General features: G+C 60.5%; 27 protein-coding genes. 11 read left to right on the top strand and 16 right to left on the bottom strand.

Going from position 1 to position 24673, the window contains the following annotated elements:
* The 8 genes from BN1117_RS01000 to BN1117_RS00965 form a co-directional block, all read right to left on the bottom strand.
* Positions 1–849: TIGR03899 family protein (locus tag BN1117_RS01000; RefSeq protein ID WP_040094165.1), on the bottom strand; the 849-nt coding region annotated here is incomplete at its 3' end.
* Between the two features lie 104 nt (positions 850–953).
* Complete coding sequence (locus BN1117_RS00995) at positions 954–1427, bottom strand: DUF3299 domain-containing protein (RefSeq protein WP_040094163.1); 474 nt, start codon at positions 1425–1427, stop codon at positions 954–956.
* A 31-nt stretch (positions 1428–1458) separates the two neighbouring features.
* Positions 1459–2706, bottom strand: a complete 1248-nt coding sequence (locus tag BN1117_RS00990; protein ID WP_040094161.1) for an ABC transporter permease — start codon at positions 2704–2706, stop codon at positions 1459–1461.
* A gap of 76 nt (positions 2707–2782) precedes the next feature.
* Positions 2783–3472, bottom strand: a complete 690-nt coding sequence (locus BN1117_RS00985) for an ABC transporter ATP-binding protein (RefSeq protein WP_040094160.1) — start codon at positions 3470–3472, stop codon at positions 2783–2785.
* 4 nt (positions 3473–3476) lie between these two features.
* The gene (locus tag BN1117_RS00980; RefSeq protein ID WP_040094158.1) at positions 3477–4067 is read right to left on the bottom strand and encodes a DUF2796 domain-containing protein; all 591 of its coding nucleotides are present in this window, start codon (positions 4065–4067) and stop codon (positions 3477–3479) included.
* A gap of 29 nt (positions 4068–4096) precedes the next feature.
* Positions 4097–4396, bottom strand: coding sequence for a DUF2607 family protein (locus BN1117_RS00975; protein ID WP_040094156.1), 300 nt, complete (start codon positions 4394–4396; stop codon positions 4097–4099).
* 44 nt (positions 4397–4440) lie between these two features.
* Positions 4441–4983 carry a YtfJ family protein gene (locus BN1117_RS00970; RefSeq protein WP_040094154.1) on the bottom strand — a complete coding sequence of 181 codons (543 nt, stop codon included), beginning with the start codon at positions 4981–4983 and terminating at the stop codon, positions 4441–4443.
* Between the two features lie 220 nt (positions 4984–5203).
* Positions 5204–6094 (bottom strand): hypothetical protein, encoded by an 891-nt coding sequence (locus tag BN1117_RS00965; protein WP_040094152.1) that lies wholly within the window; start codon positions 6092–6094, stop codon positions 5204–5206.
* A 139-nt stretch (positions 6095–6233) separates the two neighbouring features.
* Here BN1117_RS00965 and BN1117_RS00960 point away from each other — a divergent pair, with 139 nt between their 5' ends.
* A complete protein-coding gene (locus BN1117_RS00960) occupies positions 6234–6581 on the top strand; it encodes a hypothetical protein (protein WP_040094150.1) in 348 nt (115 codons plus the stop codon).
* Positions 6582–6607: 26 nt separating this feature from the next.
* Here the strand turns inward: BN1117_RS00960 and ppa are convergent, their stop codons facing one another.
* From ppa to BN1117_RS00945, 3 genes are all read right to left on the bottom strand, one after another.
* Positions 6608–7138: an inorganic diphosphatase gene (gene ppa / locus BN1117_RS00955; RefSeq protein WP_005335667.1), complete on the bottom strand. Its 531-nt coding sequence runs from the start codon at positions 7136–7138 to the stop codon at positions 6608–6610.
* Positions 7139–7353: 215 nt separating this feature from the next.
* Complete coding sequence (locus tag BN1117_RS00950; protein ID WP_040094148.1) at positions 7354–8934, bottom strand: response regulator; 1581 nt, start codon at positions 8932–8934, stop codon at positions 7354–7356.
* Positions 8935–9044: 110 nt separating this feature from the next.
* On the bottom strand, positions 9045–9926 hold the full coding sequence (locus BN1117_RS00945) for a LysR family transcriptional regulator (protein WP_040094146.1): 882 nt from the start codon (positions 9924–9926) through the stop codon (positions 9045–9047).
* Positions 9927–10084: 158 nt separating this feature from the next.
* On the opposite strand from BN1117_RS00945, the gene BN1117_RS00940 reads away from it, so the two are divergent.
* Both BN1117_RS00940 and BN1117_RS00935 read left to right on the top strand, forming a co-directional pair.
* Positions 10085–10471: a DMT family transporter gene (locus BN1117_RS00940; RefSeq protein ID WP_040094144.1), complete on the top strand. Its 387-nt coding sequence runs from the start codon at positions 10085–10087 to the stop codon at positions 10469–10471.
* Entirely contained in the window at positions 10468–10788 is a 321-nt protein-coding gene (locus tag BN1117_RS00935; protein WP_040094141.1) for an SMR family transporter, read from the top strand. Before BN1117_RS00940 ends, BN1117_RS00935 begins: the two co-directional genes overlap by 4 nt.
* Before the next feature lie 79 nt (positions 10789–10867).
* Here the strand turns inward: BN1117_RS00935 and gloA2 are convergent, their stop codons facing one another.
* The 3 genes from gloA2 to hrpB form a co-directional block, all read right to left on the bottom strand.
* Positions 10868–11269, bottom strand: coding sequence for an SMU1112c/YaeR family gloxylase I-like metalloprotein (gene gloA2, locus BN1117_RS00930; protein ID WP_040094140.1), 402 nt, complete (start codon positions 11267–11269; stop codon positions 10868–10870).
* A 58-nt stretch (positions 11270–11327) separates the two neighbouring features.
* Complete coding sequence (mrcB, locus tag BN1117_RS00925; protein ID WP_040094139.1) at positions 11328–13646, bottom strand: penicillin-binding protein 1B; 2319 nt, start codon at positions 13644–13646, stop codon at positions 11328–11330.
* 258 nt (positions 13647–13904) lie between these two features.
* A complete protein-coding gene (gene hrpB, locus BN1117_RS00920) occupies positions 13905–16352 on the bottom strand; it encodes an ATP-dependent helicase HrpB (RefSeq protein ID WP_040094167.1) in 2448 nt (815 codons plus the stop codon).
* Positions 16353–16530: 178 nt separating this feature from the next.
* On the opposite strand from hrpB, the gene thpR reads away from it, so the two are divergent.
* The 8 genes from thpR (at position 16531) to panC (ending at position 23490) form a co-directional block, all read left to right on the top strand.
* On the top strand, positions 16531–17073 hold the full coding sequence (gene thpR, locus BN1117_RS00915) for an RNA 2',3'-cyclic phosphodiesterase (protein ID WP_040094138.1): 543 nt from the start codon (positions 16531–16533) through the stop codon (positions 17071–17073).
* On the top strand, positions 17070–17813 hold the full coding sequence (gene sfsA, locus BN1117_RS00910; protein WP_040094137.1) for a DNA/RNA nuclease SfsA: 744 nt from the start codon (positions 17070–17072) through the stop codon (positions 17811–17813). Before thpR ends, sfsA begins: the two co-directional genes overlap by 4 nt.
* Before the next feature lie 120 nt (positions 17814–17933).
* Positions 17934–18383 (top strand): RNA polymerase-binding protein DksA, encoded by a 450-nt coding sequence (gene dksA / locus BN1117_RS00905; RefSeq protein WP_040094135.1) that lies wholly within the window; start codon positions 17934–17936, stop codon positions 18381–18383.
* Between the two features lie 111 nt (positions 18384–18494).
* Positions 18495–19403: a tRNA glutamyl-Q(34) synthetase GluQRS gene (gene gluQRS / locus BN1117_RS00900; protein WP_040094134.1), complete on the top strand. Its 909-nt coding sequence runs from the start codon at positions 18495–18497 to the stop codon at positions 19401–19403.
* 322 nt (positions 19404–19725) lie between these two features.
* Positions 19726–21216: a polynucleotide adenylyltransferase PcnB gene (gene pcnB / locus BN1117_RS00895; protein WP_040094132.1), complete on the top strand. Its 1491-nt coding sequence runs from the start codon at positions 19726–19728 to the stop codon at positions 21214–21216.
* Between the two features lie 11 nt (positions 21217–21227).
* The gene (gene folK / locus BN1117_RS00890; RefSeq protein WP_040094130.1) at positions 21228–21737 is read left to right on the top strand and encodes a 2-amino-4-hydroxy-6-hydroxymethyldihydropteridine diphosphokinase; all 510 of its coding nucleotides are present in this window, start codon (positions 21228–21230) and stop codon (positions 21735–21737) included.
* Positions 21734–22528, top strand: a complete 795-nt coding sequence (gene panB, locus BN1117_RS00885) for a 3-methyl-2-oxobutanoate hydroxymethyltransferase (RefSeq protein ID WP_040094128.1) — start codon at positions 21734–21736, stop codon at positions 22526–22528. Before folK ends, panB begins: the two co-directional genes overlap by 4 nt.
* A 104-nt stretch (positions 22529–22632) precedes the next feature.
* Positions 22633–23490 carry a pantoate--beta-alanine ligase gene (gene panC / locus BN1117_RS00880; protein ID WP_040094126.1) on the top strand — a complete coding sequence of 286 codons (858 nt, stop codon included), beginning with the start codon at positions 22633–22635 and terminating at the stop codon, positions 23488–23490.
* Positions 23491–23559: 69 nt separating this feature from the next.
* Here panC and BN1117_RS00875 read toward each other — a convergent pair whose 3' ends face one another.
* Together BN1117_RS00875 and BN1117_RS00870 are read right to left on the bottom strand one after the other, a co-directional pair.
* The gene (locus BN1117_RS00875) at positions 23560–24087 is read right to left on the bottom strand and encodes a rhodanese-like domain-containing protein (protein WP_040094124.1); all 528 of its coding nucleotides are present in this window, start codon (positions 24085–24087) and stop codon (positions 23560–23562) included.
* A 4-nt stretch (positions 24088–24091) separates the two neighbouring features.
* Complete coding sequence (locus tag BN1117_RS00870) at positions 24092–24511, bottom strand: MauE/DoxX family redox-associated membrane protein (RefSeq protein WP_040094122.1); 420 nt, start codon at positions 24509–24511, stop codon at positions 24092–24094.
* Positions 24512–24673: the final 162 nt, after the last annotated feature.

Genomic DNA, 24673 nt, shown 5'->3' with positions numbered 1-24673 from the left:
GTCGGGAGCGGGTGAGGAGGGGGGGCTTACAAGCTGCATCACTTCAATCTGGATCCCCTGCACCAGTACGGTTTTCAGATCCTGCAGGTACTCCTCCAGCGGCAGCTCTCGTAGCAGCTGGGCCAGCTCGTTGCCCACCGGGGTGAGCCGATAGTAGAGCAGGGTGATGTTGTTCTGCTTGCACTGCAGCCGCCAGCGCTGGTTGCCGAACTCCAGCTCGACCCCATCGGCAGGCAGCGGGCCGGACTCCAGCTCCGCGCGGTGCAACAGCCCCAGTTCAAACAGCTGCAGCAGGGCGTTGTAGGGCAGTCGGTATTTGCCAAGGCCGAGGCGGGTGGCTTTGGCGCGGCTCAGCAGGGTGGCCCCCTTGTGCAGCCCCAGCAGCAGCCGTTGATCGTCACTGCCGGTGTAGTGGCAGGTCAGTGCACAGATGCGCTGGAACAGTTGGGCCTCGCGCTGGGTCATCTCTTTGAGGGTGGCGAGCGCCCGGATGGAGAAGCGGCCCGGGGTGGCGACTTCCAGCGCGAAGATCCGCCCCCACAGCTGTTGCATCGGCACCATGCTGATATCTTCCGCCAGTTGCAGGAAGCGGGTCAGCCAGTCGCTGTCCATCTCGCCGCCGGCGGCGGTCTCTTCGCAGTGGCGAGAGGCCATCACCATGATGGCTTCCAGATTGCGCTGGCGGGCGGCTTGATCCGCCAGCTGGCGAAAGGTGGCGCGCTGTTCGAAGGTGCTGTCGCTGTTGCGGGTGAGCATGCCATCGATGCCGCGACTGCGGGCCAGACGCAGGGTCTGCTCCTGGCTGCTCAGGATCGAACTCTCTTTCTTCGGGGGGGGGAGGTCTGCCATGCTGACTCCATTCGCACAGGTTCTGGAGCTGAATGTTACTCCAACCGGGATGCCAAGATAACAAAGCGGCCTCCGTGGAGGCCGCTTTTTTTGCAACGGGAGTATTACTCCTCGTAGACGCTCACCTCGACCGCTTCCATCGAGTAGGAGGCGGTGGCCAGTTCGTGGCTGGAGCTGACCGTGCGCATCTTGCCCTTGACCCAGATGGCGTCCCACAGATCATCCACCGGTGCCCCCTTGGGGTAGCTCACATAGATCACCTGATTGGTGGGGGGCGGCGGCACATGGATGCAGGCGCCGAAGTAGGGTACCAGCAGGAAGGCGGTGATCTTCTTGGCATCCCCTTCCAGCGGCACCACGAAGCCCGGAATCCGCACATTCTGGTTGTCCAGCTTCTTGTTCACCCCGCCCACCGGCTGCGGCATCGACATGGGATCTTCGTGATTGACCTGGGGCGGTGGCAGCAGTCTTTCCCCTTCCGGGATGAGCACATCCCAGTCGATGGTCTTGTAATCGGCGGCCAGGGCGGGCAGCACCAGCAGGCTGGCGAGCAGCGCCACGATTTTCCACTTCATCATCTGTCCTTCTGTTTCAATTTGGGTCGTCTTGCTAGACGCGAATGCTCATGCCATCGCTCAGGCTGTAGCGGTAAGCGCGGGCGGCTGGGAGCAGACCGATCACCATGCCTGCCAGCCACACCATGCCAAGCAACTGCCATTCGTAGGCGCTCGGCACTCCCAAGCTTAATTGCAGGCCATAGTGGCTGAGCAGCCAGGGCGTGGCAAGCCCCTGCCCGATATAGAGCACGGCGACCCCGAGGGCGATGCCGGCCGTGGTCAGTGCCATTGCCTCCAGCGCCAGCAGCAGGAACAGATGGGCAGGGCCCGCGCCGAGGGATCGCAAGATGGCTAGCTCCCGGCGCCGCTCGTTAAGCCCCGCCAGCAATGTGGTCAGCATGCCGATCAGGCCCGCCACCACCACGAAACCGGCGATCACTGACAGAGCAGTTTCCGCCACGCTCATCAGGCTCCAAAGCTCCTGCAGGGCGGCCCCCGGCAGGATCGCCATCAAGGGTTCTCTGGGGTAGGTGTTGACGCTACGCTGCAGCTGGAACGCCAGGATCCGGTTGCTGAGCCCCACCATAAAGGCGGTGATGGTTTTCGGGGTGAGATCCTGCGCCAGCGCCTGTTCGGCGGTGACGTTCTTGCTATGACGGCCGGTATCCCAACCCAGATGGATCGCCTCGATCCCCGCCAGCGGCACATGGATGGTGCGATCAATGGGCGTGCCGGTCGGCGCCAGAATACCCACCACCTTGAACGGCAGGTTGTCATGCAGGCTGAACGAGGTGTTGCCGGCGCCATGAGCGATAACGATGGATTGATCCAGCTGATAGCCGAGCTTTTCCGCCACCTGAGCGCCCAGCACAGCTTCAAACGGTGTGTCGAATGGCCGCCCCTCGCGCAGTTGCAGCGACTGCTGCTGACCGTACTTCAGGTGGGTGAAGTAGTCGCCATTGGTACCGAGTACCCGAAACCCCCGATGGGAGTCACCGAGCGACAGCGGTATGGTCCAGGCAATACCGGGTTGCTGCTTGATGGCTTGATAGGAGTCCCACCCCACGTTGTTGGTGGGGTTGCCGATGCGAAACACCGAGTAGAGCAGCAGGTTCACCTGACCGGAGCGGGCGCCAACGATGAGATCGGTCCCCGAGACGGTGTTGGAGAAGCTTTCACGGGCCTGGGTGCGCACCCGCTCCACCCCGAGTAGCAGGGTGACGCTGATGGCGACGGCCAGCAGGGTGAGCCCGGCGGTGAGGCGGCGGGCCCAGAGACTTTGCAGGGCTAGCTTTAGCACGTGACCCTCCGGTTTTGTTGTCGTACCGCGTGGGTAGGCATGGCATTCACCAGGGAGACGCAGTGTTGAACGGTGCTCAGCATGATGCCCTCCGGTTGAGCTGTTGCAGGTTTTCGACCCGCGGGAACAGAGGTTCGAGATAAGGGTCGTGACTGACGAAGATCAGGGTCGAGCCCTGTTTGTCGCACTCCTCGAACAGCAGCTTGATAAAGGCGGCCCGGTTGTCGGTGTCGAGGGCCGAGGTGGGCTCGTCGGCGATCACCAGTGGCGGCGAGCCGATCAGCGCTCGTGCGGCGGCAACCCGCTGCTGCTGGCCGATGCTGAGGGCGTGCACCGGGCGATGTAGTGCTTCGTCCGGCAGTTGCAGCTCCGCCAGCAGACGGCGTGCCTCCTGCTCCGGACTCCCTTGCAGGCGAGCCCGTTTGGTGGGCGAAAAGGTGAGGGCAGCGGTCACGTTGTCCTGCACCGAGAGAAAGGGCAGCAGATTGAACTGCTGGAAGATATAACCCAGATTGGCCGCCCGGAAGTGGTCACGGGCACGGCCAGAGAGCCGGGCCAATGGTTGGCCCAGCACCTCCAGGGTGCCGTGGTTGGCGCTCTGGATCCCGGCCAGCAACCCGAGCAGGGTCGATTTGCCGGAGCCCGACGGGCCCTTGATAAAGACCCGCTCACCTTCGCTGATGGTGAGGGCGGGCAGATCGAGTACAGCATCGCCACCTGGCCAGGCAAAGGTCAGGTCGCGGATCTCAACCACGGCTTTTTTCATGACGTTACCAGCTCAGCTTGTTGGCGGATGGGGTCAGCTCGGCTGCGGTTTGACCGCCGGGCAGGATCCCCTGCACGCTCAGCTTCTCAAGGCTTGGATAGACGCTGAACAGGGTCGCCTCAAGGCTGGTGAGTTTGGCCGGCGTGGCGCAGGTGTAGGTGTACATGGCGCCCATATCGGCGTGACCTGCTTCGTCATGACCATGGTGGTCTTCATGTTTGTCGCTGGCAGCCTTGTCATGGTCATGGTCATGGTCGTGCTTATGCTCATGCTCTTTCTTGGTAGCCTGAAGCTCCTGCTGGGTCAGCTTGCAGCCAGCGGCCGGGTCGAAGCGGAACAGGGCGTCAGGCTGCTTGAGTTGAGCGATGGCTTTGGCGTATTGCGCCTTCTCTTGTTCGCTCTTGGCTGCGTGTTCGAAACCCACCAGATCGGCAGCAGGCGCCTGCAGCTCGATCATCAGCTGGTCACCATCGACCACCAGATTGAGGTGGCCGTGGCCATGCTCGTGGGCGCCGTGGCTGTGGCTCTCGTGTTCGTCGTGATTGGCGTGTGCACCAAAGGCCGCAGCGGCCAGCAACAGGGTAACTGCTTTCATCTTTAATCCTTTTTCAAAAAATAGCGAAATTAAACAAATGGATAGAGAAAAGCAGAGGCTGGCGGCGCCCGGATGGTATAGGTGTGCAGCGTGGTGGTATCCGCCGATCGTTGCATGGGTGCCACGGTGGGCAGAACAGAGGTTGAACTGGGGAAACAATAGGGGGTAGCTGTGATGACTTGCTTGCCATCCAGATGGAGGGCGCAAACCAGGCAGTGATGGCTATCGTGGCCGGGGAGGGCGGATTCAAGCTGATGCCGGGCAAGGGCGGGCTGCAGCCATAACCAGCCCAGCAGCAAGATCCAGATGTTCAGCTTGGTACGACCCATAGACCCCTATCAAAGGGGCGCTATCAGCGCCCCTGTTTTCTGGCTTAGAGATGGGACTGGATTAGCCCCATCACGGTTGCAATGTTGTTGGCATCGAGCCGACCATCTTTGGCAAACAGCACCTTGCCTTCTTTATCCAGCAGAATGATGGCGGAGCTCTCTGGCGCCAAGCCCCAGGCATTGCGCGCCATGCCTTTGGCATCCAGCACCATGGCAGACCAGGGAAACTCTTTCTTGCTATCCTCGGCACTGCTCTTCACAAAGCCGGAGGTACCCCAGATGGCGTCATTGCTGTTGATGATGGTGACTGTCTGGTACTTGTCGTGGGACAGCTTGGCGGCCTTGATCGCCTCGATCATCGGGGCGTTCAGCTCCTTGGCGCTGGAGCGACCGGCAATATGCTGGATCAGAAAGACCTTGCCGGTAAGCGCGGTGCTTTGCCACGGTTGGTAGCCGATATCCTTGCCGTTGAGCACCAGCTCGCCCTTATCCGCGACATTGACCAGCGGAACCGGGCTGCCATCCTTGACGTTGTGAGCAAAGACCAGAGATGGCAGCAGCGCCAAAGTAAGTACCAGATGTTTCATCCTGATGACACTCCATTTGTTATGTTATAACGAGTTTCGGATTGAGGGAATGGGCGAGCTTCATCCTAAACCGATCGGATCTGTTTAAGAAGTGTTAAATAAAATCGCAATTCAGAAGCGGCTGCGCCCCGCCAGTCATTAGGTTGGCTGGCAAGGGCGGTTAGGATGGCATGACATCGATAAAAATCAATGAATTGGCAGCTGGTCTGAGCTGTCTGCGTCAGTAGAGCGACTCGCTGATGAGAGGGATCTTGGCCATGGTCATTTGTTGCGCCAGCAGGGATGAGCCGGTCAGCAGTACATGGCGCTGATTGTTGATCACCACTACATCGCCGGGTACGCCACTGTCTGCTGCAATGGCCAGCCAGGCAGGGGAGACGCTGCCGATACTGATATCCGGATAGATGATGCTGAGCACATATTGCGGGGCCAGCTCCGCCAGCAGGCTGGCCATCAGCAGCGCCTTCTCGTCACTGTCTGCCTTGTTGTTCTGCAAAGCCTGTAGCGGTGGTGCAAAGTGATCCTGTTGCTCCGGCTGGGTCGGGATAGCGTTCAGCCACTCTTGCAGCAGGCTGACGCTGGTGGCGAGATCCTCGGCGGCAAACTGTTGCGCCAGTGGTTTGAGGTGACCCTTGAAGTGGTAGAAGAGCTGGGAGTAATCGGGACGCACGCAAGGCAGCTTGCGGTTAGAGGGGTGAACGCAGGGTACTACCCGCATCTGGTAGAAGGCATCTGCCTGGTACTGCTGGTAGGCTTGCCAGAACAGCATCGACTCCATGCTGTCGTCACGGATGGTGAAAGCCTGTTCCAGATTACTAAACTTGGTAGCGGTCTCGGGGCTGTTCTGGTTGATTTGGTTGATGCTATTGTAGAGCCGTGGGCTGATGTAGGCGTAGAGTGTCTCCAGTGGATTGGTGAGGGCTGCCTCCAGCAGGCTCATCTCGTGACGACTGGCGGCCATCACCCGATCGTTCATGGTCAGCTGAAAGTGCTTGCGCTGGCCATCGCTGGATTGCCACTGCCAGCTCATATTGATCTCGCTGGCGTTGCTTGTGGTGCTAACACTGGTAAATAAAGTGAGACAAAGCAGCAGACCGGAGATCGACTTCATGATGGTGCTTCCTGCTGTGGGCGATACTTAACAACTAGGTGACTCACCATCACTTTGCGGATGTTTCATTTTGTGATCTGGATAACAGATTGATGTGACTTTTAATTTAATTGTGAAATTAAGTCACTCTGGAGGGCCTATGAAGCCTTGGATCATGGTGCTGTCAGTGCTGCTCAGCCTGCCAGCCATGGCTGGTCCGGTGATCGTGAACCAGGGGATGTCCGTTGCGGATACCTTTGCCCTGCGCGATCAGCTGGCGCGTGAGCATGAATGGCAGGAGTGGCTGCGTTACCAACGGGCCATCAAGTGGCTGGAGGTGTTGCCGGTCAACTGCGAGCTGATGAGTCAGCCGGGCGGCAGCTATCGCTGTGGCGCTGATTACTATCGCCCCTACCGGAAAGATGGCCGTGAAATATACATTCAGGGCAATCCTGCCGGAGATACAACCGGTCTGCGACCGCAAACACCGACAAAAAAGGCGCCATAAGGCGCCTTTTTCATACCGGGTGACGCTTACTTGGCAGCGTAACGCTCGGCAGAGGTCTTGATCTCGGCTTCGGCTGCAGCCTTGTCGCCCCAACCTTCCACCTTGACCCACTTGCCCGCTTCCAGCTCTTTATAACGCTCGAAGAAGTGCTGGATCTGGGCTTTCAGCAGTTCCGGCAGATCGTTCACATCCTGGATGTGATCGTACTGCTTGGTCAGCTTGGAGTGCGGCACAGCAACGATCTTGGCATCTTCACCAGATTCGTCGGTCATCTTCAGCACGCCAACCGGGCGGCAGCGAATGACGGAACCGGCCAGCAGCGGGTAGGGGGTCGGAACCAGTACGTCGACGGGGTCACCATCCAGAGAGAGGGTCGCGTTCACGTAGCCGTAGTTGCACGGATAGAACATCGGGGTAGACATGAAGCGATCGACGAAAATAGCACCGCTGTCCTTGTCGACTTCGTATTTGATCGGGTCGGCATTCTGCGGGATTTCGATGATGACATAGATATCGTCGGGCAGGCTCTTGCCAGCCGGTACCAGGTTCAGGCTCATGATAATTCCTTCGTTGTTAGTATCAGGTTTGCAGGCCGATATTATAGCGATGTGATGTTAAATGACCATATTTCAGCGGACATCGCTAACAAAGAAGGGTGATGTTTCCGGTTTGCGGCGCGTTGATGTGTAAGGGATGCAACAAAACAGCTGTTTTGATGCCCTGCCGCTGACCTTGGTCACCGGCCGGGCATGCTGAGTGACGAGCGATGGTGTCAGATCGAGTAGGGGAGTCTCGACTCGTTGACCAGTCGCGACAGAGCGGTTACCACATGAGGGTCAAACTGGGTGCCGGAGCGGGACTGGATATACTCCATGGTTTGCGCCAGCGTCCAGGGCTCCTTGTAGGGGCGCTTGCTCTGCAGGGCATCGAAGACATCGACCACCGCCACAATCCGCGCCGACAGCGGGATCTGCTGGCCTGCCAGCTGCTGCGGGTAGCCTTTACCATCGTAGTGCTCATGGTGGCCCCGGGCGATCTCTGCCCCCAGCGAGAGGTAACTGGTTCCCTCCACCATTTCGCCCGCCTTGTGCAGGATATTGGCGCCGATACCGGCGTGCTGCTCCATGACGGCCCGCTCTTCCGGGTCGAAACGGCCGGGCTTGTGCAGGATATGATCCGGGGTGCCCACCTTGCCCACATCGTGCAGGATGGAGGCCATACCGATCATCTCGATAAACTCTGGGGTCAGCTGCTCGGGATAGGCCGCCATCTGCCTCAACTCTGCCACGATGGCATCCGAGAGCTTCTGTACCCGCAAGACATGCTCGCCGGTATCGGAGTCGCGAAATTCCGCCAGCGCCGCCAGCGCCACCACGGTGGCCTCCTGGGCGCGCAGCAGCTGGTTGTAGAGATAGAGGTTGTCGTAGGCCGCCGAGATGCGCTGGCAGAAGACATCCAGCAGATCGCATTCGAGGGGGTCCAGCGGTTGGGTCGGGGTAAAGCCCAATACGAACTCGCGACCATTCTGGGCGGCAATATAGAGGGAGTCCTGCGGGTGTTCAAAGCGGTTGCAGCGCTCGCTTAACGCTTTCATGACCGATTCGTGCAGGGCCGGAAAATCATCAAGGTTCTTCTCCTCCAGCAGTGCCTCGTAATCGCCGGTGGCGGCCAGGATCTCCAGCCCCTGTTCGCCAGGGCGGCGCTCGGCGCAGATAGCCCCTTCGGTGCCCACATCGAGAATGGCGCTGATCTGTTTCAGCACGCCGGAGGCAAACTCCTTGAGTGAATGAAGATGGTAGAGGTCGCCCGCCCCTTCGAGAATTTTGCCGAGCCCCTGCCGACTCTTGTCGATGGCACTGAGGGTTTCGTATGAACGCAGGGATGCGATGACAGTGGTGTAGAGCTTTTGTACCGTCAGCTCGGTTTTGGTCTTGTAGTCGTTGATATCGTAATCGAGGATCACCCGCTGCTCGGGGGCTTGGCCGGGCTGGCCGGTACGCAATACGATCCGCACCAGCGAGTTGTGCATTTCGTTGCGGATCTTGTGCACCAGCCGCAGACCTGCGTCTTCGGTCTCCATCACCACATCGAGCAGGATCAGCGCAATTCTGGGATTGGCCTCCAGCATACGGCCCCCTTCGGCGCCGCTATAGGCATTGAGCAGTTCCAGCGGGCGGGATTTGTATTGAATATTGGAGAGGGCCAGGCGGGTGGCATGATGGATATCCGGCTCATCATCCACGATCAGCACTTGCCATGGGTTGAGTGCCTTGGGGCTAACGGTCTCCTCATCATCGAGTTCGATGATGTCGTCATCCAGCCAGATATCGTCCTTGTCTTGGGCACTGCTCATATCGGTTACGCCTCCGGCGCTCAATGAGTATGTGAAGAGTATGCACGATCACATTCGCTCGGATCACTCGGATAAGTGTAGAACGTGAGCTGGCGCTGTCTCTTTGAGTTCTACTCGAAAGGCTCAAGATATCCCTGGATCGATTTTTTCAACCAGGCCAACACCTTACCGTGATAGGCATTCTCTGCCAGGTAAACGCCATATTCGCGCCACTGCAGGCTGAACTTGTGCTTCAGGGTCAGCAGGGAGCCTTGTCGCAGCTGACTCTGGATCAGAGGCGAGGGGAGCACCGCCCAGCCCAGCCCGTCCAGCACCGCATTGCGCATCAACTCGAAGCTGGAGAGGCCGATGTGCATGCCACCTACTGGCAACAGGCTTTTTACAGAAAACTCATCGACATAAGAGAGGGTCACCTGAGTGTGATCGGTCAGATCTTGCTGCTTGACCCGCTTCAATCCGGCGAGTGGATGGTTCGGAGCTACCACCATCAGGGTGCGGATCGGGTTGAGCACCTCGATATTGAGGCCGCTGCGCTCCTGATCCTCGGTGATGAGACCAAAAGCGGCATCAACGAAGCCCTCCTCCACCAGCGCGGGTAACTCGGGTGGGGAGGCGAGCACCAGCGAGATACTGGTGCCGGGGAACTGGTTGTGCAGCTTGGTTAGCATCTCGCGCCACACCGGTTCGGGAATGGCGTCATCGCGGGCAACCCGCAGCGCCACTTCGGCCCCCGAGGCGTAATGTTTGCACTTCTGCTGCAGGCTGTTGGCTGCCTGCAGCAGGCGAGTGCAGTCATCCAGCACCAGCTCGCCGATTTCGGTGAGGCGGCTCTGGTTGGCGCCTCGTTCAAAAAGTTCGACGCCCAGCTCAACTTCTAGTGCCGCGATGGAGGTGCTGACGGCGCTGCGGCTTTTGCCGAGGCGACGGGCGGTGTTGGCAATAGAGCCGCTATTGGCGGACTCTACGAAGAGTTCTATCTGATATAGCTTCATGCTTTACGGGCCATGGCGGAGTTTTTCACCATCACCTTAGCGTGCCGAACCAAGGCAAGGCAAACCTTCAGCGTCGGAATAATCGACGCTGAGCGATTGTCGCATACTGCTGCGCTCCGGGTAACATCTCTCCCGTCGAAGCAACAAAGGCATCTTATATGTTATTAAGTCGTATGTTTCTGGCCCGGCTGTTTTTGACCGGCGCCATCGTGACCGAGGTCGCCGGTACCTCCAGCATGGCCATGATCCCCGAGCAGGGAGCTGGCTGGATGAACTACATCCCGATGTGGCTGTTGATCGGTTTCTCGTACTGGTTGCTGGCGAAAGCCGCCAAAACAATCTCCATTGGTATTGCGTTTGCGCTCTGGGAGGGACTCGGGATCACCTTGATCACCATAGTGTCGGTCATGTTCCTTGGTTACGATGTGACCGTGCAGGAGCTGATTGGCCTGGCTCTCGCGATAGTGGGGATTGTTATGGTGACCATGGGGGAGACCCATGATGAGCCCGCAGACAAGTCAGTAGAAGTGGAGGCCACAGCATGAGTCCGTTTGTGATTGTACTGGGTGCCGCACTGATCGATATTGGCGCCAACATGGCTATCAACCGCTCCAAGGGTTTTCGTTACAAGGGGTGGGGATTCCTCGGGATCATGCTGGTACTCGGCGCCTTTACCCTGCTCTCGGAAGCGGTAAGCGGCGGCAAGATTGACCTGGCTGTTGCCTACGCCACCTGGGGGGCTATCGGCATCGTCGGTACGGCGCTGGGTGGTTTGCTCTTCTTCGGTGAGCGGCTCAAGCCTGTCGGTTGGGCTGGCATGATGGTGATGGCGCTGGCTGTCGTTATGCTGACTACCGCCTGATAATCTAAAACAATAACAAAAGCCGCCCGGTAGCAACCGGGCGGCTTTTTGTTTGGCTGATGGCTTGGTCGATGCAGGCTCAGCGCAGCGCTTCGTAGAGCTCCAGCGGCAGACCGTCGGGGTCGGCGAAGAAGGTAAAGCGCTTGCCGGTCAGCTCATCCACCCGCACCGGCTCTACCTCAACCCGATGGGCCAGCAGGTGGGCGATGACCCGGTCAAGATCGCTGACCCGAAAGGCGAGATGGCGCAGACCACACGCCTCTGGACGGGAGGGGCGCTCGGGTGGGGCCGGAAAGCTGAACAGCTCCAGCTGGCTGCCGTCCGGCAGGGCCAGATCCAGTTTCCACGACTGGCGCGCCTCGCGCAGGGTCTCATTGATAATGGGCAGTCCCAGCACCTGGTGGTAGAAGTGGCGCGAGCGTGGGTAATCGCTGGCGATGATGGCCACATGGTGGATGGCGTCAAACAACGGAAAGGTCATTGTTCTTCCTTGTCAGCAGCAGAGTGACCGGGCAGCCTGCGCTGCCCGTGTCGTTGATCTAGTTGAAGAAACCGCCGAACCACTCATCCAGCGCACTGCGTGGCGTCGCGCTGCTGGCGCAACCGGCCGGGGAGCCCATGGTGGAGGCTTTGGCCGGCACCTGCAGGCTGCCCGGGCAGTCGCTGGTGACCCGGGTACCGCTGGCGCGGGAGAAGTTGGCCCAGGTGATCCCTTCTGGCATCTTCAGCCCCAGACTGTTGACGCCCCGTTGGCTCATGTAGCCGCTAAAGAGCTGCAGGGCACCGCTGGCGCCGGTCAAGCCCGCCGGGGTGTTGTCGTCTCGACCGACCCAGATACTGACCAGCTCGTTGTTGTCCATCCCGGCAAACCAGGAGTCGCGCAGCTCGTTGGTGGTGCCTGTCTTGGCCGCCATGGTGGCGCCCGGGAACTTGGCACTGAGGGCGCGAGCCGTACCCTGGCTCACCGTCTTGGTCATGGCGAACAGGGTCAGCCAGCTTGCTTGGCTGTCGGTGACCCGCTTGGCGGTCTGATCATGCTGATAGAGCAATCGACCATCTCCCTTGACCACGGCGCGGATAGCCGACAGCGGCTGGGTCAGCCCCTGATTGGCGATGGGCAAATACATCTGGTTCACCTCCATCGGCGAGAGGGCGACCGCTCCCAGTACCAGCGACGGGTAGGGCTGGATCTCCTGCTTGACCCCCAGCTTGTGCAGGGTATCCACCACTTTTTCCAGCCCGACCTGCAGTCCCAGATTAACGGTCGGCACATTGAGGGAACTGGCTAGCGCATCCATCAGCGGCACACTCTGGCGGAACTTGCGATCGTAGTTTTGCGGCGTCCAGAGCTGACCATCCTGACCGCGAATGCGGATCGGCTGATCTTTCAGCGGGGTCGCCAGGGTCAGGCCATTGGAGAGGCCGGTGAGGTAGACCGCAGGTTTCACCAGCGAGCCGATCTGGCGGCGGGCATCCAGCGCCCGGTTGAACCCGGCGTAGCGGGGATCGCGACCCCCCACCAGCGCCACCACTTCGCCCTTATGCCAGTCGGAGACCACCATGGCCGCCTCCAGCTGCTTCTTGCCCCGCTGTTTTTCGATATCGGCGAGGCCCGATTCGACCGCCCGTTCGGCCGCGTGCTGGGCGATGGGGTCGAGGCTGGTGAAGATCTTGAGGCCGGATTGCTTGAGCAGATCGGCGCCGAAGCGGCTCTGGATCTCTCGCTTGAGCAGTCCCATAAAGGCCGGGGTTCGGCCATAACTCATCTGGCCGCGGGCGATGATGCCGAGGGGCTGGCGGCTGGCCAGTTCATATTCGGCTTGGGTCAGGCTGCCGTGATCCATCAGCAGTTTGAGCACCAGATCGCGGCGGGTCTTGGCCCGCTCCGGGAAGCGCCAGGGATCGTAATAGGAGGGACCTTTCACCAGCCCCACCAGCAGGGCGACCTGATCGATATCCAGCTCGTTGACCGGAATACCGAAGTAGAAGTAGGAGGCGAGGCCGAAGCCATAGACCCCTTGCGAGAAGTTCTGCCCCAGATAGACCTCGTTGAGGTAGGACTCGAGGATCTCGTCCTTGCTGTAGCGATAGTCGATCAGTACCGCCATGTAGGCTTCCTGCAGTTTTCGCCACAGGCTGCGCTCACGGGTCAGGAAGAAGTTCTTGGCCAACTGCTGGGTCAGGGTACTGCCCCCCTGCACGGTGCGACCCGCGATCAGGTTGGCGAACATGGCGCGCATGATGGCCACCGGCGAGACGCCACCATGCTGGTAGAAGTCGCGATCTTCGGTGGTGAGCAGGGTCACCAGCAGGCTGTCGGGCACCTCGGCGATGCGCACCAGCAGGCGATCTTCCCGATCTTCGGTATTGAGGCGATCGAGCAGCACCGGGTCCATCTGGGCGTAACCGAGCTGGCGCTGGTTCTCCAGCGACTGGATCCCTTCAAGACGCGGGCCGTTGAAGGTGAGGCGCAGACCCCGGGCCCCATCGGCGCCGTCATAAAACGCAAATGGGCGGCGAATAAGTTCGATGCGGTTGCCGTTGATGGTGTATTCACCCGGCGAGTGAGGCTGGCGCACCTGCTTGTAGCTCAGCATGTTGAGCTCGCGCAGCATCTGGTCCCGCGACAGGCGCTGGCTGGGGTAGAGCTCCAGCGGGCGGCTGTAGACCATCACTGGCAACTGCCACTTCTCGCCATCGAAGCGCTCGCGCACCTTGGTATCGAGGTAGATGCCGAACACGACCATAAAGGCCGCCACCACCAGGGATAGCTTGAAGCCAAGCCAGAACAGCTTGCGCCAGATGGTGCGTTTGGGCGCGGCCTTCTTGGGGGGGCTCTTGCGTCGTCGGGTTGCCATAAATCCTCTTTGCTTTCCTTTCTACTTGTTATGTCGCATTCGCGAAGGTCCGAGCGGGATTAACCCCTCGCATCTGAATGCTGGGTTTCATGTCGCCAGATATTCGCCAGGCAAATGGATGCTAACCCCTCATCCCCAACCCTTCTCCCACAAGGGGAGAAGGGGGAAATACCCACCTCGTTCGCTGCCCTCTCCCTCCGGGAGGACCCGGGTGAGGGGCGTCTGCTGGAGTCGGGCTTAGCGATGCTAGGCATCAACCTACATCCCCATCTTCTTTTTGGTGACCCTGGTCGGCATCGCTTCCAGCGGATTGTCAGGCCAGTAGTGGCGGGGATAGCGCCCCTTCATCTCTTTCTTCACCTGTTCGTAGGATCCTGCCCAGAAGGCGGCCAGATCGGCGGTGATCTGTAGCGGCCGCTGGGCGGGGGAGAGCAGCTCCACCACCAGCGGCACCCTGCCATCTGCCACGCAGGGGGTCGAACCTTGCCCGAACATCTCCTGAATGCGTACCGGGATCACCGGTGCCTGTCCCGGCTGGTAGCGGATCCGCACCCGGCTGCCGGTGGGCGCCGCAAAGTGACTCGGCAGCGCCTCATCCAGCCGCTTGGGCAGTGGCCATGGCAGAGCTTGGCGCAGGATGTCGCCGAGGTTAAGCTTCTTCAGCTGCTCCAGCCGGGTCATGCCGTTCACCGCTGGCAGCAGCCACTGTTCCAGCGTGGCCAGCAAATTTCCCTCATCCATCGCGGGCCACCCCTCCTCGGGCAGCCAGTCATGGGCGCAGCGCAGGCGGGCCAGCAGCCCTTCGCTGCTTTCGTCCCAGGGCAGCACATGCAGCCCCTTGCGGCGAATGCCTTGCAGCAGGCAGCGCCCTTTCTGCTCGTCAGAGAGTTCGGTCAGCGGTCGCTGGCTCAGCACCAGCTCGCCGATCACCTGCTGGCGTTCGGCGCGCACCCGCTCTTCCCGCTCATCCCAGTCGAACCACTGCCGTTCGCTCACCAGCTCCGGTAGCAGGCGTACCAGCTCGTCCAGATCGACCGGCTCGGCAATAAATATGCGGCTGCCACGATCATTTTGCCCCATCTCGATGGCGATGAGGGCGGCTTGTCCCTGACAGGGATGGCCTTCTACCAGATCGCAGCTTACCCCACCACTGAGTTGATAGCGGTTGCCACTGCGCAGTTTGCCGATGCGATCCGGCCAGGCGAGGGCACAGAGCAGCCCGAGCCACTGACCCTGCGCAGTGGCAGGGCGGGCGCCAAGCCGCTCGAACCAGCGGGCCGCCCCCTGACGCAGGGCGCCTTGACGGCGGTGGAACAGCACCGAAAGGCGCTCCGATCCTCGCAGATCTTCGTCCTGCAACGCCACCAGATAGGCGGCATCGGCGACAATCCCTGTCAGACCGTCAGCTTCCAGCTCGCGGGCGCGCAGCAGCATGCGGGCGAGGCGAGGGTGGGTACCGAAGGCGGCCATGGCGCGGCCAGCCGGGGTAAGTTGTTGCTCACCCTCCGGCTTCATGGCGCCAAGGGCCACCAGCAGCCGCTGGGCGCAGGCCACCGCGGCGGCGGGGGGCATGTCCAGCAGTGGCAGATCTTCCACCTTTGCCCCCCACTGGGCGGCATCTATCAGCAGGCCGGTCAACTCCTGAGTGAGGATGTCTGGCGGGCTTTGCTCGGCGAGTCGCTCCTGCACCTCGCTGCTCCAGAGCCGGTAGCAGACCCCGGGGCCGAGACGGCCAGCACGGCCTGCCCGCTGGGTGGCGGAGGATTTGGCTATCTGGCGGGTCTCCAGTCGGGTGACGGCGCTTTTCAAGTCGAAGGAGGCCCGTCGCTCCAGCCCGCAGTCGATCACCACCGAGACCCCCTCGATGGTGAGGGAGGTCTCCGCCACATTGGTGGTAAGTACCAGCTTACGGCGGCCAGCAGGGGCCGGTTCGATAGCCGCCTGCTGGGCTGCCATGTCGAGGCGGCCGTAGAGGGGGGCGAGGGTCACGTCGTCCGGCAGTTTGTCTGCCAACCACTGCGCCAACCGCTCGATCTCACCCTGTCCCGGCAGAAAGACCAACAGGCTGCCATCTTGATCGGCCAGCGCTTCGAGTACCACGGCGCCGACCTGTGGCTCCAGCCACTGCTGGCGGTTGGCGGGGCGGTAGTGGTAATCGATAGGGAAACCGCGCCCCTCGGAGCGAACCACAGGGGCATCCGGCAGCAACTTTTCAAGCGCCATGCCATCCAGAGTGGCGGACATCACCAGCAGCTTGAGGTCATCGCGCAGCCCTTGCTGGCTCTCGATGGCGAAGGCCAATGCGGTATCGGCGTGCAGACTGCGTTCATGGAACTCGTCGAAGATGACCAGCGAGACGCCAGTCAGCTCGGGATCCTGCTGCAACATCCGGGTCAGCACCCCTTCGGTGACGATCTCGAGCCGGGTCGCTGAGCTGGTGCGGCTCTCACCGCGTACCCGCAGGCCGATGCGCTCGCCCACCTTCTCCCCCAGCTGGCGCGCCAGAAAGCTGGCGATATTGCGCGCCGCCAGCCGCCTTGGCTCCAGCATGATGATGCGGCCGGGCAGCCGGTTCTGACGCACCAGCTCCAGCGGCAGCAGGGTCGATTTGCCCGCGCCCGGGGGCGCCTGCAGGATCACGCTGGTGTGGCTGTCGAGGGCGGCAAAGAGTTCGGGCAATACCGAAACGATGGGGAGCGGGGACAAAGCGATGAGCACCTTCTGTGGCAACCGATAAAACGGCATCTATTCTGCCACAGCCACCCGCGCCAACGTGAGTGGATGTGCACAGATGGCCGCTCGGGCGGGAGGGTGGCGAGACATGGCCGGATGGCTGCCATAGAATGGGCCCATCCAATGAGCGTGAAAAAGGCATTATCACCACATGGCCAAACTCTTCTTTGCCCTGCCCGTCAAGGATCTCGCCCCCGAGATCATCGCCTGGCGCGATCAGCAGCCCTGGCCCGGGCAGCCGGTGCCGCAAGCCAACCTTCATCTGACCCTGGCCTTTCTGGGGGAGGCTGACGAGTTGACCACCCGCCGCCTGATCGCCGCCGTGGAGCGTCAACACTGTCCGCCGTTCGCCATCAGGCTGGATGAGACCGGCTGGTTCAGCCGGGCCAAGGCCGCCTGGATTGGCCCGAAGGAGTGGCCCAACGAGCTGACCGTGCTGGCAAAGGCGCTGCGCCGCCACGGCGAGAAGTTGCGCCTTGGCAATGGCGAGCAGGGTTATCGTCCCCATGTTACCCTGTCGCGTAAGGCGGGTGAGGCACCGGCCAACCTGCCAGTCCCAAATTTTCTGCTGCAGGCCGATGAGTTCTGCCTCTATCAATCCATCTCGACCCCGGACGGGGTTCGCTACCAGCCGCTTGCCTGCTGGCCGCTGCGAGCCCGGGTAAAAGAAGGCGCGCGGAGGGCAAACCCGTGATCTTTGATCCCCCCCTGCAATCGGGCCAGCTGGTGGCCCGCTACAAGCGCTTTCTGACCGATGTGCAACTCGATAACGGCGAGGTCATTACCATCCACTGCGCCAACACCGGTGCCATGACCGGCTGCGCCGATCCGGGCACCCGGGTCTGGTACTCCACCTCCGATAACCCCAAGCGCAAGCTACCCAATAGCTGGGAGATCGCCGAGAGCCCGGCGGGACACTTTATCTGCGTCAATACCGCTCGTGCCAACCAGATCGCCCGGGAACTGATCGAGCAGGAGGCCATCGCTCCGCTGGCGGGTTACAGCCGGTTGCGTACCGAGGTGAAGTATGGCGAAGAGAACAGCCGCATCGATCTGTTGCTGGAAGATGACGAGAAGGGCAATTGTTACATCGAGGTAAAATCGGTGACCCTGCTCGACGAGCGGGAGCAACCGGGCATGGGCTACTTCCCCGATGCGGTCACCGCCCGTGGTGCCAAGCACTTGCGTGAATTGATGGCCATGAAGGCGGCGGGTCATAGAGCCGTGCTGCTGTTTATGGTGTTGCACACCGGAATAAGCCGGATGCGCCCTGCAACCCATATAGATCCGCACTATAGTCTGCTAATTGGGCAGGCAATGGCGGCGGGGGTTGAAATTTTATGCTATCGACCCCATGTTGGGGTACAAGGCATGGTGGCTCAAGGGTTTATCCCATTCGAACCTGGTCACCTGTTACCCGAGGGGAGTGCATAAATATTGGAGTGGGTAACATTATTGGTACGGCTTGTTTGCTTACCCGTTACCCTTCTGCTATAGATGTCGCCCTCAATTTATGGATGGCACGGGTAGCGTGCTGAAATTAGGAGACAGGGCATGCCAACAGGCGAAAACAGGAAATCTCTGGGCCCCCTGGCCATTGCGGGTGTAGAGCCTTACCAGGAAAAGCCGGGTGAGGAGTACATGAATGACCAACAAAAGGCGCATTTTCGCAAGATCCTGGGTGCCTGGCGCAACCAACTGATGCAGGAAGTTGATCGTACCGTCGATCATATGAAAGACGAGGCTGCCAACTTTCCGGATCCCGTGGACCGTGCCGCGCAAGAGGAAGAATTCGCTCTTGAACTGCGTACCCGCGACCGTGAACGCAAGTTGATCAAGAAGATCGAAAAGACCTTGCTGCTGCTCGAAGATGATGATTTCGGTTACTGCGAACACTGCGGTATCGAGATCGGTATTCGTCGTCTGGAAGCGCGTCCGACCGCAGAGCTGTGCGTGGATTGCAAGACGCTGGCCGAGATCAAGGAAAAACAGATGGCCGGTTGATCCCGACCCTCTGGTATATGGAAAAGGGAGCTCGCGGGCTCCCTTTTTTATTGAGCTTTTGGCGGTAGCGCCCCAGAATGCTGCCTCAATGAATCGCTAACCCGAACAATCATGCCAGTGAATACCCTGTCCTCACCCCTTGCGCGCCCTTATGTTGGCCGCTTTGCCCCTTCTCCCTCTGGTCCGCTTCACTTTGGTTCGCTGATCGCCGCCCTCGGCAGCTTCTTGCAGGCCAGATCGCAACAGGGACGCTGGCTGGTGCGGATTGAAGATATTGATCCGCCGCGGGAGATGGCGGGGGCGGCGACCCTGATCCTCAAAACCCTTGAGGCATACGGTCTCGAGTGGGATGGGGAGGTGATGTTTCAAAGTGCGCGTCATGGCCGCTATGACGAGATCATCGATCAGCTCTATCGGGCGGGGGATCTCTACTGGTGCCGCTGTACCCGGCGGGAGATCATGGCCAGTGGCGGTTTTTATAACGGCCACTGCCGCAGCCTTGGGCTGACGCCCGAGGGCGCTGCCGCCCGTTTGCGCCAGCACCATCCGGTCTACCACTTCGATGACCGGTTGCAGGGCCATATTGCAGTACCGGCGGCGCTCGCCGAGGAGGATTTCATCATCCGCCGTCGCGACGGGCTCTACGCCTACAACCTGGCGGTGGTGGTGGATGATATGGACAGCGGCATCACCGAGATCGTGCGTGGCGCCGATCTGCTGGAGCCCACGGTGCGCCAGATTGCTCTCTATCAGACCCTGGGCGCACCAGTGCCCGACTGGGTGCATCTACCGCTGGCTGTGCTGGCTGATGGCAATAAGCTCTCCAAGCAGAACCATGCGCCAGCGCTGGCACAGGATGAGGTGCGACCGGCCCTGTGGCAGGCGCTGCACTTCCTCGGCCAGTGTCCGCCCCCCGAGCTGATGGCAAGCGGGATCGACGAGATCATCCATTGGAGCATCGCCAACTGGCAGCTCGAACGGGTGCCCGCCAGCGAGAAGATCCCGCTGAACCTTGAGTAAAGAGGGCCGGTTTTCGTGTAACAGTGCGTGAGACATGTGCAGATAAGTCGCTATTTTTTGGCTCTGTTTGATTGAAATGAGCTGAAGTAGCCACATGGTTTTTCATTTGGTCAGGCGTGAGCTATGGGCAGATTGACCGCTATTTTCGCTGGCAGACGGTTTCATGCGGGATCAATGTGTCAGCACGGTTTTTCATTTGGTCAGGCGTGAGCTATGCACAGGTAGAACGCTATTTTTTTGGCCCGGTTTGATTGAAATGAGCTGAAGTAGCCACATGGTTTTTCATTTGGTCAGGCGTGAGCTATCATAGGCCGCTATTTTTTTGGCCTCCCGTCAATTTGAAGTCATAACGAGGTGTACCATTTTTTCCCAGATCGCAAACTTTTGCCGCAAAGTGCTCGGCAAGGAAGACGGCGAGCAGTCGGTGGAGTCCTCCCTTCCGGCCCGTGTCACCGGACAACGTCGTACCTTGAGTCGTGACCAGCACCCGATTTCGCGCAAAGAGATCAGCGAGAATGCACTCAAGGTGCTCTATCGCCTGAACAAGGGGGGCTATGAGGCCTACCTGGTCGGCGGCGGAGTCCGGGATCTGCTGCTTGGGAAGAGACCCAAGGATTTCGATATCGCTACCGATGCGACGCCGGAGCAGATCAAAGCGCTGTTTAGCAACTGTCGCCTGATTGGCCGTCGTTTCCGGCTGGCCCACATTGTCTTTGGTCGTGACGTGATCGAAGTGGCCACCTTCCGGGGTCACCACCATCAGGTCAATACCAGCAAACATGTGTCGGCCCAGTCCGATGAAGGCATGCTGCTGCGCGACAATGTCTACGGCACCATCGAAGAGGATGCCGAGCGCCGCGACTTTACCGTCAATGCTCTCTACTACAGCGCCAAGGATTTCACCCTGCACGACTTTGAGGGCGGGCTGGAAGATTTGGCCGAGCGCAAGCTGGAGCTGATCGGTGATCCCGAGACCCGTTACCGCGAGGACCCGGTGCGGATGTTGCGCGCCGTGCGCTTTGCCGCCAAGCTCGACATGACCATCAGCCCGCGTACCGCGGCCCCCATCAGGGAGTTGGCGCCGCTGCTGCAGGATATTCCGGCGGCCCGCCTGTTTGAGGAGACCCTCAAGCTGTTCCTGGCTGGCGACGGTCTGGCGACCTACAAGTTGCTGCGCGACTATGGCCTGTTCCAACAACTGTTCCCGCAAGTAGCAGCCCTGTTCACCCCGCACGGTAACTCGCCCTACGAGCAGTTTATCGAACTGGCACTGATCGACACCGATACCCGGGTGCGTGAAGAGAAACGTGTTACTCCCGCTTTCCTTTACGCCAGCCTGCTGTGGGGCTGTGTCGAGGCCCGTGCTCGCGTGCTGGAGAACGAGAGTGGCCTGCCCTGGTATGACGCCTTCATGCTGGCGGTCAACGAGGTGCTGGACAATCAGGTGCGAGTCATCGCCGTTCCCCGCCGTTTCACCACTGACGTTCGCGATATCTGGGCACTGCAACAGCGGCTGACCCGCCGTCAGGGCAAACACCCGGAGCGGGCCATGGAGCATCCGAAATTCCGTGCGGCGTTCGACTTCCTGTTGCTGCGCAACCGGGTCGAGCGTGGTCTTGGCGAGCTGGCCAGCTGGTGGGAGCGCTATGTCGCCTCCAATCCGGATGTGCGTCCGCAACTGCAACGGGAAGCGACCCGTCGCCCGGCTAGCGGTGAGCGCGGTGAGGTCCGTAGCCACGATGGCGAGAAGCGCAGCAGCAACAGCCGAAACCGTCGTCGCCCCCGTCGCCGCAAACCGAAAGTGGCCGAGTGACAACAGACGTGATGACCGAGGTCTTCATCGCCATTGGTTCCAATCTGTCTGACCCGCTGGGTCAGGCTCGTTGCGCCGTTGCCGCGTTGGCAAGGTTGCCGGAATCTGTGCTGGTGGAGGCCTCGTCGTTTTACAGCAGCCGCCCCATGGGCCCTGCTGACCAACCGGACTACGTCAATGCCGTGGCCCGGATCAATACCCGGCTGGCGCCCCTTGCGCTGCTGGACCAATTACAAAAAATCGAGCTGGAACAGGGACGTGTGCGCAAAGATGAGCGGTGGGGACCGAGAACACTGGATCTCGATCTGCTGCTCTATGGGGAGCAGGTGATCAACCATGAGCGCCTGATCGTACCCCACTATGGCATGCAGGCGCGGGAGTTCGTGCTGCTGCCCCTTGCCGAAATTGCGCCTGCTCTGGTGCTGCCCTGCGGCACCCCGCTTGCCCGACTGGTTGCCCGCTGCCCGCACAATGATTTGGCCATCATTGCCCCGCGTGCAGACGTACAGGAGCCTCTATGAGCAAGATCACCACTGCCAGCCTGCTGAAGATGAAGCAGGAAGGTCAAAAGTTCACCGCCATCACCGCCTATGATGCCACCTTTGCCAAGCTGTTCGACGACGAGGGCGCTCACGTGCTGCTCATCGGCGATTCACTGGGCATGGTATTGCAGGGAGGGCAGGATACCCTGGCGGTCAACATGGATGAGATGGTTTACCACACTCGCTGTGTGGCCCGTGGTGCCAGCAGCGCGCTGATCATCGCCGACATGCCCTTTATGAGCTACGCCACCCCTGAGCAGACTTACCAGAACGCTGCCCGCCTGATGGCGGCCGGTGCCCGCATGGTGAAGATGGAAGGAGGGGACTGGCTGTGTGACTCCATCCGCCACCTCACCCGCAACGGGGTGCCGGTGTGCGGTCACCTCGGTCTCACTCCGCAATCCGTCCATGTCTTTGGCGGTTTCAAGGTGCAGGGACGCGACGAGTTTCAGGCCCAGGAGATCTACCGTCAGGCCCTCGAACTGCAAGCGGCCGGTATCCAGCTGCTAGTGCTCGAATGTGTGCCCACTGCTCTGGCCGAGCGCATTACCAAGGCGCTGCGGATCCCGGTGATTGGCATTGGTGCCGGCCCCGCGACCGACGGTCAGATTTTGGTGATGCACGATGCTTTTGGTGTCACCTCCGGTTATGTGCCCAAGTTCAGCAAGAACTTCCTGGCCGAGACCGGTGATGTGCGTGCCGCCATCCGCCTCTATGTCCAGCAGGTGAGTGAAGGGAGCTTCCCCGGCCCGGAGCACTGCTTCAACTGATGTGATGCCCTATCGATGAGAGCGGGGGCCTGTGCCCCCGTGTCGTCATCCTGTCAAGCTGATGTAACCCGTATCTTTTTGATTCATCTGAAGGTGAACTGCCGATGTTGGTTGTTAACAATCCTGCCGCTCTGCGTGAGCAGATCTCTCAATGGCGCCGTGAAGGGCGTGCCATCGCCTTCGTGCCCACCATGGGTAACCTGCATCAGGGTCATCTCACTCTGATTGAACAGGCGCATAGCCATGCCGAGAAGGTGGTGGTCAGTATCTTCGTCAACCCGATGCAGTTCGACAAGGCCGAGGATCTTGCCAACTACCCGCGCACTCTGGAGCAGGATTGCGCTGCGCTGGAAGCGGCTGGCGTCGACATGGTGTTCACCCCGACCCCGGAGATCATGTATCCGCAGGGGCTGGCTAGCCAGACCTTCGTTGAGGTGCCCGGCCTTTCCAATCTGCTGGAGGGGGCGCTGCGCCCGGGGCACTTCCGTGGGGTCAGCACTGTCGTCACCAAGCTGTTCAATCTGGTACAGCCCGATGTGGCCTGCTTTGGCCAGAAGGATTACCAGCAGCTGGCGCTCATTCGCAAGATGGTGGCCGACATGGCGATGCCCATCGAGATCATCGGCGTGCCCACAGTGCGGGCCGAGGACGGGCTGGCGCTCTCCTCGCGCAACGGCTACCTGACTGGCGCCGAGCGGGCCATTGCCCCTGAGCTCGCGCGCACCATGAACTGGATCGCCGGACAGATAGAAGCGGGTGATCACCACCTGCCGTCGCTGGTGGCGCAGGCCAGCCAGCGCCTCGACAATGCCGGTTTCCGTACCGATGCCATCGACATTGTCGATGCTGCCACCCTCGAATCTGCCACTGACGAGAGCACGCAACTGGTGATCCTGATGGCTGCCTACCTGGGTAAGGCCCGTCTTATCGACAACCAGGTGGTCGCCTTGGTAAGGCGCTAATTCAAGGGGGAACTAGACACCATAAAGCCCGTATCTGCGGGCTTAATGGTGTCTAGAGTTTAAGCGGTGTTATTTGGCTGAAACTGGATAACCAGCGCCTTTCCAGGCGAAGATGCCGCCAGGCACCCGATAGACCTGCTGATAGCCCTGAGTCACCGTCCAGGCGGCGGCATTGTGGCTGCGGCCGCACTTGACGAAGCCGCAGTAGACCACCACAGGGCGGGACTTGTCTTCACCCAAGAGCGCCTGGAACTGCTCCGCCGTGCCGCTCCCTTCGACAATCTCGCTCCAGTTGTCACCGGCCTTGGCCTCTTTCACAAAGACAAAGTTTTTGGCGCCCGGGATGTGCTCCTTCTTGTAGGAGACCTCATAGGGCATGGTGTCGATGATCACCAGCTCCTCACCCTTGTCCATCCGGGTCTTCAGCTCGGCCACGGTCAGCAGCTGATAGCCCCCCTGCTGCGCCTCCTGTGCCAGCTGTACCGCCGACTGCTCCAGCTTCACCTCCTGCTCGAACTGGTTGTCGCCACAGCCACCGAGGGCAAAGCTGGCGGCGATCAGTGAGGCCAGCAGGGTGCGGGATCGCAATGTCATCATGTCACTACTCCTTTAGAACGGGAAAAACGGGGCGGGAAGTTCGCAGCAGGGCGCCCGCAAGCGTCAGTAGCAGCAGATCCCGCACAATAGCCTCCGGCAACGAGCCGAGATCAGCCCTGCCCAGACAGCCGCAAGAGATGTCGAGCCCGATGGCAACGCCATAGCCCAACACCGGAATAAACAGGGCGAGCAGCCCGATCACCAGCCACAATCCCCAGCGCCGGTTGGCGATGACCGCAAGCCCGGCGCAGAGCTCAAGGGCGATCAAGCCCCAGGCCACCGGCGGGATCAGTGATGGCCAGATCAGGCCGAAGGCCGCGATCTGTGTGATAAACAGGGCGGGGGAGGCTAGCTTGAATCCGGCCGAGGCGAGAAAGAATCCCCCCAGTGCCAGCCTGGCCAGCATGCGCAGCAACACAGGCATGTTCTACCTCTTTATAGAGAGGGGTGAATTCTAACAATTCCCGATGGAGCCGCAATGGGTTGGATGGCAATTCGGTCACACTTTCTCGATATTCAAGGGATTATAAAAAGGGCGCCTTGTTTGGCGCCCTTGGTTGGGTAGTCTGGCTCACTGGCTCACTGG

Origin of the sequence: Aeromonas australiensis (assembly GCF_000819725.1) — a bacterium.
Classification (GTDB): domain Bacteria; phylum Pseudomonadota; class Gammaproteobacteria; order Enterobacterales; family Aeromonadaceae; genus Aeromonas; species Aeromonas australiensis.
This window is presented reverse-complemented; position numbering and strand designations above follow the sequence as displayed.

What these genes read in the sequence shown, in the direction of transcription:
- BN1117_RS00940 (WP_040094144.1), top strand. Translation starts at nt 10,085, where the DNA reads ATGTTATTAAGTCGTATGTTTCTGGCCCGGCTGTTTTTGACCGGCGCC.
- panC (WP_040094126.1), top strand. Translation starts at nt 22,633, where the DNA reads ATGTTGGTTGTTAACAATCCTGCCGCTCTGCGTGAGCAGATCTCTCAA.
- BN1117_RS00875 (WP_040094124.1), bottom strand. Translation starts at nt 24,087, where the DNA reads ATGATGACATTGCGATCCCGCACCCTGCTGGCCTCACTGATCGCCGCC.
- BN1117_RS00870 (WP_040094122.1), bottom strand. Translation starts at nt 24,511, where the DNA reads ATGCCTGTGTTGCTGCGCATGCTGGCCAGGCTGGCACTGGGGGGATTC.
- panB (WP_040094128.1), top strand. Translation starts at nt 21,734, where the DNA reads ATGAGCAAGATCACCACTGCCAGCCTGCTGAAGATGAAGCAGGAAGGT.
- folK (WP_040094130.1), top strand. Translation starts at nt 21,228, where the DNA reads ATGACCGAGGTCTTCATCGCCATTGGTTCCAATCTGTCTGACCCGCTG.
- BN1117_RS00965 (WP_040094152.1), bottom strand. Translation starts at nt 6,094, where the DNA reads ATGAAGTCGATCTCCGGTCTGCTGCTTTGTCTCACTTTATTTACCAGT.
- dksA (WP_040094135.1), top strand. Translation starts at nt 17,934, where the DNA reads ATGCCAACAGGCGAAAACAGGAAATCTCTGGGCCCCCTGGCCATTGCG.
- BN1117_RS00970 (WP_040094154.1), bottom strand. Translation starts at nt 4,983, where the DNA reads ATGAAACATCTGGTACTTACTTTGGCGCTGCTGCCATCTCTGGTCTTT.
- ppa (WP_005335667.1), bottom strand. Translation starts at nt 7,138, where the DNA reads ATGAGCCTGAACCTGGTACCGGCTGGCAAGAGCCTGCCCGACGATATC.
- BN1117_RS00995 (WP_040094163.1), bottom strand. Translation starts at nt 1,427, where the DNA reads ATGATGAAGTGGAAAATCGTGGCGCTGCTCGCCAGCCTGCTGGTGCTG.
- BN1117_RS00985 (WP_040094160.1), bottom strand. Translation starts at nt 3,472, where the DNA reads ATGAAAAAAGCCGTGGTTGAGATCCGCGACCTGACCTTTGCCTGGCCA.
- gluQRS (WP_040094134.1), top strand. Translation starts at nt 18,495, where the DNA reads ATGCCAGTGAATACCCTGTCCTCACCCCTTGCGCGCCCTTATGTTGGC.
- BN1117_RS00960 (WP_040094150.1), top strand. Translation starts at nt 6,234, where the DNA reads ATGAAGCCTTGGATCATGGTGCTGTCAGTGCTGCTCAGCCTGCCAGCC.
- BN1117_RS00980 (WP_040094158.1), bottom strand. Translation starts at nt 4,067, where the DNA reads ATGAAAGCAGTTACCCTGTTGCTGGCCGCTGCGGCCTTTGGTGCACAC.
- BN1117_RS00945 (WP_040094146.1), bottom strand. Translation starts at nt 9,926, where the DNA reads ATGAAGCTATATCAGATAGAACTCTTCGTAGAGTCCGCCAATAGCGGC.
- thpR (WP_040094138.1), top strand. Translation starts at nt 16,531, where the DNA reads ATGGCCAAACTCTTCTTTGCCCTGCCCGTCAAGGATCTCGCCCCCGAG.
- BN1117_RS00950 (WP_040094148.1), bottom strand. Translation starts at nt 8,934, where the DNA reads ATGAGCAGTGCCCAAGACAAGGACGATATCTGGCTGGATGACGACATC.
- gloA2 (WP_040094140.1), bottom strand. Translation starts at nt 11,269, where the DNA reads ATGACCTTTCCGTTGTTTGACGCCATCCACCATGTGGCCATCATCGCC.
- BN1117_RS00975 (WP_040094156.1), bottom strand. Translation starts at nt 4,396, where the DNA reads ATGGGTCGTACCAAGCTGAACATCTGGATCTTGCTGCTGGGCTGGTTA.
- mrcB (WP_040094139.1), bottom strand. Translation starts at nt 13,646, where the DNA reads ATGGCAACCCGACGACGCAAGAGCCCCCCCAAGAAGGCCGCGCCCAAA.
- BN1117_RS00935 (WP_040094141.1), top strand. Translation starts at nt 10,468, where the DNA reads ATGAGTCCGTTTGTGATTGTACTGGGTGCCGCACTGATCGATATTGGC.